Below are 12,146 nucleotides of genomic sequence, written 5' to 3'. Positions count from 1 at the left end.
GGGGATCTGGGCATAAGCTAGGAAGATAGCGGTTGGTAAGTGTAACTGGCGTGAGAAACTTTCTGAATTTGTTCTTTCATCGTGGCGATATCGGTATAGATATCAGCCACATTAATCAGACTATCGCTTGTCATTGACCGCAAACTCAGCACTTCCACCCGTGCGCCACGATATGAGACTGCATTCACCGCATAGGCGAGATCCCCATCCCCACTCACCAAAATCGCAGTGTCATAGTAATCTGCCAGGGTCATCATATCAACGGCAATTTCGACATCCAAATTGGCTTTTTTGGAACCATCGGGAAGCTGAATCAGGTCTTTTGTCACTACCCGGTAACCGTTTCGGCGCATCCACAGTAAAAATCCCTGTTGTTTTTCATTAATGCGATCGACTCCCGTATAGAAAAAAGCCCGCAATAGGCGATCGCCCTGGGTCAGGCTGCAAAGCAATTTTGTATAGTCAATTTCAATACCCAGTTGCAATGCTGCATAGAATAAGTTTGAACCATCAATAAAAATAGCAACTCTGCCACGCCTAAAATCAGTTTGCATTGAATGATTATTTGGTGCCACCGACATTTCAATTTCTTCACCAGGCATTTGCATAGGCATCACATATCGCCTTTGATTTGATGTGGGTTGTTTCAATACTGAGTGATCGGGTGCTTCTTGAATTAGTTTGGTAACCATTATTCATGTCCATTGAGAGTTTGTTTACAGTGGATTTCATTTGTTGATAGCTCTATCACTTTCTATCATTAGAACTGATAAGTTTTAATTAAGTGATAGATAACAAAGTTTGAACATTAGCAGTAGATATTTATATCTTCACCACACACATCTGCTAAATACGTTAGAGACTTGAAGCGGAGTTCAACAAGCTGGTTGTAGAAGGGGTTAAGTTTGCACAGAGGCGGAATATTGAGAATGGTACGGTTGAACAGCTTAATTTCTCGCTCAAAGGGACAACGGGCAGGAATGAGTTTGCATAGGGAGCGGGCGGTTTTAGAGTCACGCACTTCGATCGACTCGAGCCACTGGACAATTGGTTGTAAGAGGATGGAGGGGAAGGAAGACGGATGGAGGAGACGATTCATGGGTCAGGAAAACGATGCGAAGTTTCAGAGTTAGATTATTTTTGAAGTTCAAGTCTTTAAAGGGGAATTTTTGATAATTTTTATTCCTACTTTGCTTACCTTAGAACCAGAAAATGGAGAATCTGTGGAGATGGGAATATAGCAGGTTTCAATTGAGTGGAGTACATCTGAGCAGGGGAGACGAGGGGGTAAGGAAAATAAAGTGTATTGCACCTGACATACCTCGTTCTCTAGGCTCAGCCTGGGAATACTGATTGAAAGGCTCTGCCTCCTCTTTAGGCACCAGAGGCAAAGCCTCCAGGTTTGCCCTTCCAATGCCTTGCCTTGGAACGAGATGGAATCTCTGTTCTTACTCTGCTCTACCCTAGAACCAAAAAATGCAGAATCTGTGGAGATAGGAATATTTACTCAGTAGCAGTCTTAACTCGTGACCAAGCTCCAGCTTGGTCATGTGGATCTGGAAGCTCCAGCTTCTAGTGTTCCAGGAAGCTGGAGCTTCCTTAAGGAGGTTACAAAGCTGGAGCTTTGTAACCAAAATGCCTGGGATATTTTTCCTGGAAATCGCCTTAGGAATGAGAATTCAATAAGTTCGGAATTGGGTAGGGGCGGGTTTTGTCGCTCAATCCATCGCACCAGGCAAATTGGACTGCTGAACCCGCCCGTACAGTTTGCGGAGTTGTTATAGCTATCGCCAGGTTGCTTAGTACATTGGGGGTTAAAGGGGGTGGAACCCCTGCATCCCGTCCTAAATCAGGTGGCTATGGCTATAAATCCACGATCCTTAGCAACCAGGGGATAGTTTTCTAGCGCCTGCTACTGACTCCAGCCCAATGCTTCTGCAATCTGAGCAGGCAGTTTCATCGCTTTGAAAGGCTTGCTAATAGTGGCTGCGATGCCAAGATTGGCAAATCGGCGCTGATCCGATGCCTGCACCTTTGCGGTCATCAAAATAACCGGGATCGATTCAGTGGCAGGGTTTGCCTGGAGTGACTGAAGGGTGGCAATCCCGTCTTTGTCTGGCATCATGACATCCAGCAAGATCGCGTCTGGCTGTGCATCGATTGCTTTTTGAAGTCCTTCGTCTCCGGATGTCGCCGTTAGAACGTCCCATCCCCCCACAGCCTGGAGGGTCAATTGGGCAACTGCCAGGATTTCCTGATCGTCATCAATGATCAGAATTTGTTTGGTTGCCATGCGTCCTGTCTCCTCCTCGATCAAGCGTGATGCGGTTTAGCAGGTCTACCACCTGCCGTTCAAACTCTTGGGGCGCAACCCGTCCTTTGGTCAGAAACAGGGTTTGTCCTAGTTTTAAGCGATCGCGATCCTGTTCACTTAAGTCATGGGCTGTGTAAACAACCATCGGCACTTGGCAAAGATGGTTATGTTGGCGTAACCAGTCCACAACCCCAAATCCATTTTGCTCTGGTAATCCCAAGTCGAGTACCAGCAGATCTGGAACGATTTGTTGACTCAACTGGATGGCTTCTCGACCCGTAGACGCATGGAAAGCTTGAATCCCATGACGAGAAAAGACTGCCAGCAATACCTGCGCCAGGTCTAAATCATCTTCGACCACCAGAACTCTGATCACTTGATGACTCTTGGCTAATGCTCGTTCTAGCGCCTGAGCCAGCAACCGCTGATTGGGTGGTTTCACAATCCAATCGCTAATATCAGACGGGGGTGCCCTGCGGGCATCTGGCAACAGCCCACTCAGAATGATGACGGGTATACCTTGCGTAGCGGGCTGTTGCTTTAGCTGTGCCAGGGTTTCCCAGCCATCCATACCGGGCATCATCAGATTGAGCAGAATCACATCCGGTAGATGCAGAGCAGAGAGTTCTACAGCCTGTTCTCCAGAGTCTGCGGTTAGTACACGGTATTGTTGCCGTTCCAGCATTGCCTGAACAATACCGCGGACAAAGTCATCGTCGTCGCAGACCAGAATAAGAGGGGTGTGGGAGGTGGGATAGGGGGGCAGGTTGGGGGAAGGGGATGTTGTGGGGTGGGGGGTGTCAGGCTTCTGAGCAGATTCCAGAACGGGGAGGCTGAAAAAGAAGGTGCTGCCCTCACCAGGGGAGCTTTCAGCCCAGATCTGACCACCGTGATGCTGCAAAATCGTGCGGCAGATGGCTAACCCTAAGCCGGTTCCTCCTTTCTGGCGCGAGTCTGAGGCATCCACCTGTTGGAATCGCCCAAAAATAGATTCCAGCTTATCGGGGGGGATGCCCCGTCCCTGATCTGTGACTTTGAACAAGACGTAGGGTAGCGAGGCAGGATCGGGGGGAGGGGGGGACGCCGCTTCACCTTCCTGATTTCCAATTCCCGATGCCTGACTCCCCAGTTCTGCACTTAACCAGATGGTGCTGCCTGGGGGTGAAAATTTAATCGCATTGCTGAGTAAATTGGTCAGAACTTGGATAATCCGGTCAGGGTCAGCCCATACAGAAACCGAGAGGGGCGAAATATGGAATCTCACCCCTGCCTGGTTCGCTATATCCTGTAAGGCTTCAGCAGACTGTCCCAGTAATTCGCTAACATCGCAGGCTTGGGGTGTGATGGCAACTTTGCCAGATTCAATCCGTTCAATATCTAAAATGTCGTTAATTAGCCGAACCAGGCGATCGGTACTGCTGGCAGCAATGTTTAACATACGCTGGGCATCGTCTGGCTGGGATTGCAATACTCCATTTGCCAGAAGATCTAAGGCACCGGAGATGGAGGTCAAGGGGGTGCGCAGTTCATGGCTGACGACTGACACAAATTCATCCTTGAGCCGTTCAATTTCCCGGCGATCGCTAATATCCTTCATAAAGCAGTAGTGACCGATAAATTGTTGCTGCTGGTTATATGCCTTCACCATCACCACTTGCTTATCAAAAACAGACCCATCTTTGCGTAAAGCCCTGGCTTCAATTTCCACCCGATTGGTTTTTAGCATTCGTTGATAGGCAGCGATCAAAATCTCCCGGTCTTCGGGATGCAGGATCTGTTGCCATTTGACTCCAAGCAGTTCGTCGGGTTGATACCCCACCATCCTGGCATAGGCAGGATTGACCTTGATGTAGCGCCCTTCCAGATCAATTTGGGCAATGCCTTCGACGGCACTTTCCAGTGCCGCACTCATCATCCGGAGTTCTTCCTGGGAGCGAGCAAGCTCCTGTCGCCGATGAATTTCCTGTTCTAGAAGTTGAGCCTGGGCAAGGGCAATGCCGATCTGGTCTGCCAGTTGTTGTAACAAACTAGTTTCATCGGTTGTCCACTGGCGTGGTTGGGAGCACTGGTGGGCAATCAATAATCCCCAAAGCTGGTCTCGAATAAAGATAGGAACGACTAAATTGGCTTTGACACAAAGCTGTTGTAAAAATTCGATGTAGCAGGGTTGGGTGTTGCTCTGTGCAATATTGGTAATCGCTCCAATTCTTCCCTGGCGATATTGTTCCAGGTATCCTTTCTGAAAACAGGGGTCAATAAAGTTTTGTCCCAGGGTCACTGGAAAACCGGGAACACAAGCTTCTTGTACAACATTTCCTGAACCATCGGGGTAAAGCTGAAATAGTAAAACCCGATCAGCATGGAGAAACCGCTGCACTTCAGTCACCGTCGTTTGCAAAATTTGTTCGAGCTTTAGCGATTGGCGGATCTTGAGTGATATTTCGGCAAAGAGTTGCGATCGCTGGTTTTGTCGTTGTAATTCTGCCTGGGCACGTTGGCGATCGGCTTCAGCCAGTTTCCGTTGGGTAATGTTGCGGAAATAGACTGATAACCCCTCCTGAGATGGGTAAGCATGGACTTCAGACCAGTGATTAAGCGGTGGGTAAAATGCCTCAAATTCAACACTCACCTGCTCTGCTACGGTTTTGTGATATCCCTGGTAGAACGGTGAATTGATAGCCTCCGGAAACTCATCCCAGATCACTTTGCCCAGTAACTCCTGCCGTTGCCGCTGGAGCATTAGTTCAGCGTGTTGGTTCAGGTAGGTAAATCGCCACTGATGATCCAGGGCAAAAAAAGCATCCGTGATGCTTTCCAAAATGATGCTAGCCCGGTTTCGAGCCACTTCAGTTTCTGCTTGCGCTGCTCGTTCCCGTACTGCCTGTTCCTGAATTTGACGGGTGAGCTTTTGCAGCCTGAGATGGGTTTTAACGCGAACCAGGACTTCTTCCTGCTGAAACGGCTTCGTGATATAGTCCACGGCACCCAGATTGAAGCCTTTGACCTTATCAACGGTTTCCGTCAGGGCGGTCATAAACATAATGGGAATCTCTGCCGTTGTCTCCTCTGCTTTCAACCGACGACAGGTTTCAAATCCATCCAGACCGGGCATTAGAATGTCCAGCAATATGAGGTCGGGGAGGGCATACTTTGCCCGCTCAATGGCGCTCTCCCCATCCTCTGCAATCAAAATTCGGAAGCCAAAACTGGATAAAAATTCAAACAAAACTTCTAAGTTGGTGGGCAGGTCATCCACAATCAGGATGACCGCTTGTTCGGCTGAATTTTCAATTTGTGAACTATTCATCCCCAATCCTCCCCCCAGCCATTTTGTTGTAGTGGGCAGTCAGGGTAGAAGCCATCGTTCTAACGAGTTGTTTACCCACCCACAATGCGATCGCCCCCTGCTGTTTTTGCCTGGTTGAGTGCACCATCGGCAGCCCGATAAAGTGCCTGGAGGTTAGTGTTTTCCGCATCGCTAGTGACCACTCCAACACTGCAAGTCACCCAAAATGACCTGGCTTGAGGGCCTGTAAATTCTATCTGACGTACTCTATTTAGAACCTCAGACAATCGCTCCCTGCCCTCTTCTTTTGTCATCCCAACCATGCCAATGACAAATTCCGTCCCTCCCCAGCGACCCACTAAATCTTCACTGTGGAATGTTTGCCGTAGTAATTTGCCAATATGATACAAAACTTGATCTCCTGCCGCGTGTCCGTATTGATGATTCACCTGCCGCAGATCGTCGAGATCCAAAATGGCGAAACAAAATGGCTGCTGGTGCTGGCTACTCCATTGGAGTAAGCGGGTCATTTCCTGCGTAGAGTGGCGACGATTGGCAACTTCAGTTAAGGCATCGGTTTCTGCCAGGCTGCGCAACAGCCGCGATCGCTCTAACCGATTCAAGATTCGAGTCACCAGTTCTGGCCCAACCACTGGTTTGGTCACAAAATCATCTGCCCCAGCCGTGAACACGCGATGCATGGTTTCCGCATCCGTATGGGCGGTGAGAAACAGAATGGGTAGCCCGCTCCATTGGGAGTCATGACGCACGACCCGACACAGTTCAATGCCGCTAATATGGGGCATTTCCACATCCAGTACCAATAAGTCGGGAGCCGTCACCTTTAGCACGTCTAGAAAGCGGAGGGGATTGTCCAGGGTGGTCACCTTCATACCCCAGGGTTCTAATAAACGCTGTAAGGCGGCAAGTACTTGCGGATCATCATCCACGACCATCACTCGTGTCTCAGCCGTGCGATTATGCTGAAGCACCTGGCTAACCGCTTCAAGAGCCTGAATCGGTGTCACCGGAGTCTGTAAAACTTGTCGCCCCCCCAAACGCATGATTTTAACTCGCTCAATCACCTGATCTTGGGCAGTCAAAACGATCACAGGGACGGGGGGAGTCGATCTGCTCAGGTGTGCCAGCAAGGTTAGGGCATCCTCAGAAGCGAGGGAGGCGCTAACCTGCTTCTGATGGCGCACGGGAAGGTCTAGCAGTACTGCATCTGGTCGATGGCTGGCAAGCTGCTTTTTCGCGATCGCAGGCGTGGCGGCAATGTGCGATCGCAACCCTCGACTCGCTGCCTCGGCTGCCAGAGCAGTCGCCATCGTTGGATCGGCATGAACAATGAGTAACTGGGCATACTCATCCGCCGTTTTCTCAGGCGACAACCAAACGGAAGCATCCCCATTCATTTGCTGCAACTCTCGGCGCAGCCCAGCTACCAATTGCGATAGATGGTGCTTTTGGGTCTGAGTCAGAGAACCATCCTGGGTAAAAAGAGGCTCTATTTCACGGGCAATCTGGGATCCCTCATCGGAGCCAAACATGCCCAGTGAACCTGCCAGTCGATGCGCCTCCTGTTCTGCCTGCTGTCTCAGATTCTCATCCAGTTGGTTTTGCAAGAGTAGGGTGGTTGCTTGCTCAACCAGGGTGACGCGACGGTTCAGGCTCTCCTTTGCCTGCTCCCAAACCTTGTTAGCGGTTGTCCTCGTCTGATGTGAAACTTGGGTTGGCTGGGGTTTTGCCCCATCGGGCAAGGTGATGATCGGTAAGCGGGGTTGGATATTTTCCCGATCGCCGCGTTTCCGTTTTCCAGTATCCGGCTCCTCTTTGGGGTTCCTTTCCTCTCCTGGTTTAAGGCGGTATCCAATCCCGTAGATGGTTTCAAGTGGATCGTCTGCAATCCCTGCCGCTTTCAGCTTCTGGCGCAATCCTTTGACGTGAGAACGAACCGTTTCATCCGTTGGGCTTTCTTCAAATGACCACAGGTGATTAATCAAGGCGCTACAGCTAAAAATTCGGTGATGATTGCGTAGAAATAGTTCTAGCAATCCATATTCCTTAGGAGTCAAATGTAAGAGTTGACCGTTGCACATCACTTCGCAAGTACTGGGGTCAAGCTGTAAATTTCTCCACTCCAGCAGTGGCGGAGCCGATCCTCCCCGGCGCAATAATGCCCGAATTCGAGCCAGTAGTTCTTGTAAATCAAATGGCTTTGTCACGTAATCGTCAGCACCCGCATCTAATCCCATGACTCGGCTAGTGCTGGTATCCTGGGCTGTGAGTAAGATAATAGGGGTCTGACTCCCTTGCGCCCTTAGTCTCTGGCAGAGATGAATCCCGTTCAGCCTGGGGAGAACGACATCTAACAGAATCAGGTCATAGGTATATGCCTCTGCCAGTTCTGCTCCTACCTGACCATCGGTGGCTATATCAACGGTGTAGCGTTGATCTGCCATTGCTTTTGCCAGTGAGTTGGCAATGAGTTCATCATCTTCAATGAGGAGTATTCTCATGGGTAGTGATGGCTTTGAACGTCTCTTGGTCAGATGGGGTAGGGGTTTAGGTGGTAGGCGCTAAATTAAACCGCTAATTGCCCAAAAACTAACAACTAAAAACCGCCTACCCAATAGGGGGCTACTATGTTTAGCCTAGCTTGGGTAGGGGATCAATGAGTTATGGGTAGTTGAAATTTTGCTAGGCGGGCGATCGCTCCTATTCCCGCTTTAATCCTTCCTGAGAATGTAGGGCATATCCAACCTTATCATTCAGTCAATTCGCCAAACTGGGACTTGTAACGCTCTACCAGCGCTTCTAAACCTTCTGCCCGCTGGCGCTCCTGCTCTGCCCGCTGGCGCTCCTGTTCTGCCCGCTGGCGCTCCTGCTCTGCCTGTTGTTCGGCTTCTGCCCGTCGCTGGGTTTCTGCTTGTAGGGTTGCGGCTAATTCATCGGGCAGCAACAGCTTTTCACCCGTATCCTCCCGGTAGAAGGCAATGAGCTTATTCTCGATTTCCAAACGTAACTTCAGAACAAGGCTACGGCGTTCTGAAATGGGAACATAAGTGCCATTCTGCAACTGATATCCCTGCAACTGCCCCTCTAACCATTCCCCTTTGGGATCAAACAGCCAGTACTCCTGCACCTCTAGCTGTTCATAAAGCCCTTTTTTGAACCCTGTATCCTGGTCCTTTGTCCCTCGTGAAGTCATTTCAAAGATGACTCTGGGTACCTGACCTTCTTCCCAAAGTTTGTAGTTGTCTCGTCCACCCGGTGCCACATCAAAAATGACCATCACATCGGGAGCCACCCGTAATTTTGGAAAGCCCTGAGCATAGTAAAAAAACTGATTACCTAAAACCGTTGCCTGTTGCTCTTTGAGGTATTGCCGTAAAACTTCCAGTGTGGTCAGCAAGACATAGAGATGATCGTAAGTCTCTGCCACGGGTTCACCATCGCTACTGGGGTAAACAACTTGAGACGGAGGATTGGTAATGGCTGTCATGAGTTTGTCACCCCCTAGCAGCGCAACTTCCTGGTGTCAATAGTTTAACAACTTTCGCGGTAGCCATTACGGTTCCGCTCTAATCTGGAAATTTCCTCAACCTCATTGGGGTAGTTTCTCTCTGCCTGCCCCAACGGTTTCTGGTTGCCTAAGGTGATTTATGGAAAACAAATTATCAACGTAGGATGGGCAAAGCCATGCATGACCCTCTTCCACTCATTCTTGCAATAGGCAAAGGTCTTCCTGTGCCCATCCTACGACTAAAGTGCCTCAAAGAGTTGCCTGAAGCTGATCCAGCAAGCCTTCGACGTACTTCAATGCCGCATGGATGGTTGCAGGATTTTCCAGATCGACATCTACATACTTGCGCAGAGCGTCTACCTGATCCATACTGCCGCCTGCCGCTAGCAGTTCCATATAACCCGGAATGAAGTCTTTACCCACTTGTAGATATTTTTGATAGCAGGCGAGGCTGACGATATTGGAAGCGGTGTACTGGTAGCAGTAGTAAGGCTTGAAGTAAATGTGACCAATCCGTGCCCAGTCGTACTGGTGCTCTGGTAAGACCTCAACGGCATTACCACACAGTTCGCGGTAGAGGGACTGCCACTGTTCGTTGACAAAACTGTGGTCAAAACTACCCTGAACCGCCCGATCATGGACTGCCAGTTCCAAACGACTAATCGTACTCTGCCGGAACAGCAGATTAAGCTGATCTTCTAACTGGCGCGTCAGGAGCGATTGCTTCAAAGCGGGATCATTGGCTGTTTTCAGCAGGTAGTCCAATAACAACAACTCATTAAAGGTGGAGGCAATTTCTGCCAGCACCATTGGTGGGTTGCTGTTGAGATAGGTCTGGCGATCGCCAATCCAGGCAAAGTGCAGCCCATGCCCCATTTCATGCGCCAGCGTGAACAGGGAGTTATAGTCCTCGGTATAGGACAGGAGCAGGTAGCTGTGTTTACCGTAAGTGTAGGAGCAGAAAGCCCCGCCCCGCTTGCCTGGACGCACTTTTGCATCAACCCAGTTTTTCAGGAAAAATTCCTCTGCTCGGCGAGAGTAGTTCGGGTCGAATTGATCCAGGGCTGCCAGCAGGGTTTCAACCCCGGCTTTATAGGAGATCGGGGTTTGGCTTTCGGTTGTCCAGGGCGCGTACACATCGCAAGTGCGGATTTGTTGCCCCAGGGTATTGCCTTTGAGGGTGTAGTAACGCTGCCAGAGGTCGAAGCGATCGCGGGTTCCCTCCATAATTGCTCGAAACACTGGCTCTGAAACCTCATCGGCTAATAGCTGTTTGTCCAGGGTTGAACCATACCCCCGCATCTGGTTTTCCAGCCGATGATCCTGGGTAACCGTGTTAAGGATGTAGGCATAGAGCGAGTTGTGCTGCTTCATCACCTGGCGGATAGAGGCATAGGCGTTATAGCGCACCTCTGGACTGGGATGAAACGCCAGCGCACCCAGTTCTGCTTCTGTGCTGGCAGATTTCCCCTCTGGAGTGGTAACAGGTTCGTACTCCTGTTCCCCCAGATGCACCGATCGCAATTGAATAAATGCCTGTCTCCCGGTCAAATTACCCTGGTTACGGGTCTGCTCTACTTCCTCAGACAGCGTATAGGGACGAAACTTGCCAATCTGATGTAGATAGTGGCGGTAGGTTTGTAGTCCAGGGTCAGATTCAAGTTTGGCAAAGGCAGTTTCATCCAGTTCTTTTAATTCCAGATCAAAGAATAGAAGCTGGTTTTCTACGACCGTCAGCACTTCCATCACCTTGTCAAGGTACTGCTTCGCTTCGGTGTTGCGCGTATCTGCCGAAAATACCAGGGATGGAAAAGCATAGAGGTAGCCAGTTTTTTCTGCGATCGCTTCCAGGTGTTTCAAGCAATCCCCAATTTGCTCAGGCGACAACTCCCGTACTCTGCCTCGATAGAACTGTCGAAACTCGTTTGCCTCTGTCTGCAAAGCCTCCAGATCTCTAGCAAGCTGCGGGTCATCAAAATCCTGGTAAAGGTCAGACAGATTCCATTCCTGTGGACTGTCCAGTTGAGCCAGGTTAGCAACATCAAAAGTGGACTGCACCAAGGTAAAACTCCTTCGCAATGAAGTGACGATTGATATGGGTTATTTCTATCTTAAACGAAATCATTCCGACTTCGCCCGTTTCTTTCGACTGCCACCATTTTCCAGACTCGATATGGTCGGCGTGCATGTTCCCAGATCACCACATCATCCGTATTGATCAGTCCTAATGTCTTGACATGCTCCGAATCCGGATACAGTATCGATAACGCTGTGAATAATTCGGTCTGATAAGTTCTCATCCAATAGAAGTTTCACAGCGATGCTACAAATATCTTTTTCTCGCGATCTGCTGCAAACGCAAGACAAGCTTTGATGTCTTCGGAAGTGAGTTCAGAAAAGTCTTCAAGAATTTCCGCGTCGGTCATCCCACCTGCCAAATATTCTAAAATATCGTACACTGTGATTCGCATTCCCCGAATACACGGCTTGCCGCTGCGCTTTCCAGGTTCAATAGTGATGATGTGTTGGTAGTCCATAAATTGGCATGAGAGGGAATTGTTGTTTACATTAGACTTGTTGCGGAATAAGGGAATAATCGAAAGGACTTCATCGAGTATGAGCCAGCATGATCAACCTCCATCGTGCGTTGAATAACGACCGTCTGCTGCGTGCTCTGACAGGTCTAAATCGGCAAGCCTTTGATGAGCTATTGCCTGTTTTTACGGCTGCATGGCAAGCGCAGATACAAGCACAGGTACGACAACGTGCTCCTGGTGGAGGTCAAGCAGACAAAGCTCGATTGTCGAGTATGTCAGAGAAACTGTTCTACATCCTGTTCTACTTCAAGTGCTATCCCACCTTTGATGTGGCGGGAATTCTGTTTGACTTTGACCGCAGCCAAGCTCATCGCTGGATGCACCGACTGCAACCGATACTTGAAGCGGCTCTGGGGCAAAAGATGGTGCTGCCGGAACGAAAACTCGAAGGTATTGAGCAGTTCTTGCAACGCTACCCGG

Annotated in this window: 9 protein-coding genes; 1 reads left to right on the top strand and 8 read right to left on the bottom strand. The window is 49.6% G+C overall.

Features of this window, described 5'->3' with window-relative positions:
- Positions 1-17: 17 nt before the first annotated feature.
- From AC1S52_RS29585 to AC1S52_RS29550, 8 genes are all read right to left on the bottom strand, one after another.
- Positions 18-554 carry a LabA-like NYN domain-containing protein gene (locus AC1S52_RS29585; protein WP_482032645.1) on the bottom strand — a complete coding sequence of 179 codons (537 nt, stop codon included), beginning with the start codon at positions 552-554 and terminating at the stop codon, positions 18-20.
- Between the two features lie 254 nt (positions 555-808).
- Positions 809-1,099: a Mo-dependent nitrogenase C-terminal domain-containing protein gene (locus tag AC1S52_RS29580; RefSeq protein ID WP_482032644.1), complete on the bottom strand. Its 291-nt coding sequence runs from the start codon at positions 1,097-1,099 to the stop codon at positions 809-811.
- Positions 1,100-1,912: 813 nt separating this feature from the next.
- Positions 1,913-2,293, bottom strand: coding sequence for a response regulator (locus tag AC1S52_RS29575; protein ID WP_482032643.1), 381 nt, complete (start codon positions 2,291-2,293; stop codon positions 1,913-1,915).
- Entirely contained in the window at positions 2,265-5,621 is a 3,357-nt protein-coding gene (locus AC1S52_RS29570; protein ID WP_482032642.1) for a response regulator, read from the bottom strand. Before AC1S52_RS29570 ends, AC1S52_RS29575 begins: the two co-directional genes overlap by 29 nt.
- 71 nt (positions 5,622-5,692) lie before the next feature.
- Positions 5,693-8,122: a response regulator gene (locus AC1S52_RS29565; protein ID WP_482032641.1), complete on the bottom strand. Its 2,430-nt coding sequence runs from the start codon at positions 8,120-8,122 to the stop codon at positions 5,693-5,695.
- Positions 8,123-8,370: 248 nt separating this feature from the next.
- Entirely contained in the window at positions 8,371-9,108 is a 738-nt protein-coding gene (locus AC1S52_RS29560) for a Uma2 family endonuclease (RefSeq protein WP_482032640.1), read from the bottom strand.
- A gap of 270 nt (positions 9,109-9,378) precedes the next feature.
- Positions 9,379-11,187: a M3 family oligoendopeptidase gene (locus AC1S52_RS29555; RefSeq protein WP_482032650.1), complete on the bottom strand. Its 1,809-nt coding sequence runs from the start codon at positions 11,185-11,187 to the stop codon at positions 9,379-9,381.
- A gap of 254 nt (positions 11,188-11,441) precedes the next feature.
- Positions 11,442-11,666, bottom strand: a complete 225-nt coding sequence (locus AC1S52_RS29550; RefSeq protein WP_482032639.1) for a DUF433 domain-containing protein — start codon at positions 11,664-11,666, stop codon at positions 11,442-11,444.
- An 89-nt stretch (positions 11,667-11,755) separates the two neighbouring features.
- Between AC1S52_RS29550 and AC1S52_RS29545 the strand changes: the two genes are divergently transcribed.
- On the top strand, positions 11,756-12,146 hold a 391-nt coding region (locus tag AC1S52_RS29545; protein ID WP_482032638.1), incomplete at its 3' end, for a helix-turn-helix domain-containing protein.

This window comes from Kovacikia sp. CALU 1929 (assembly GCF_056784235.1).
The sequence above is the reverse complement of the archived record's forward strand: the minus strand, read 5'-3'. Positions and strand labels throughout refer to the sequence as shown.

Bases quoted from the DNA above. Each gene is read 5' to 3' on its own strand.
- AC1S52_RS29585 (WP_482032645.1), bottom strand. From the start codon at position 554: ATGCAAACTGATTTTAGGCGTGGCAGAGTTGCTATTTTTATTGATGGT.
- AC1S52_RS29580 (WP_482032644.1), bottom strand. From the start codon at position 1,099: ATGAATCGTCTCCTCCATCCGTCTTCCTTCCCCTCCATCCTCTTACAA.
- AC1S52_RS29575 (WP_482032643.1), bottom strand. From the start codon at position 2,293: ATGGCAACCAAACAAATTCTGATCATTGATGACGATCAGGAAATCCTG.
- AC1S52_RS29570 (WP_482032642.1), bottom strand. From the start codon at position 5,621: ATGAATAGTTCACAAATTGAAAATTCAGCCGAACAAGCGGTCATCCTG.
- AC1S52_RS29565 (WP_482032641.1), bottom strand. From the start codon at position 8,122: ATGAGAATACTCCTCATTGAAGATGATGAACTCATTGCCAACTCACTG.
- AC1S52_RS29560 (WP_482032640.1), bottom strand. From the start codon at position 9,108: ATGACAGCCATTACCAATCCTCCGTCTCAAGTTGTTTACCCCAGTAGC.
- AC1S52_RS29550 (WP_482032639.1), bottom strand. From the start codon at position 11,666: ATGGACTACCAACACATCATCACTATTGAACCTGGAAAGCGCAGCGGC.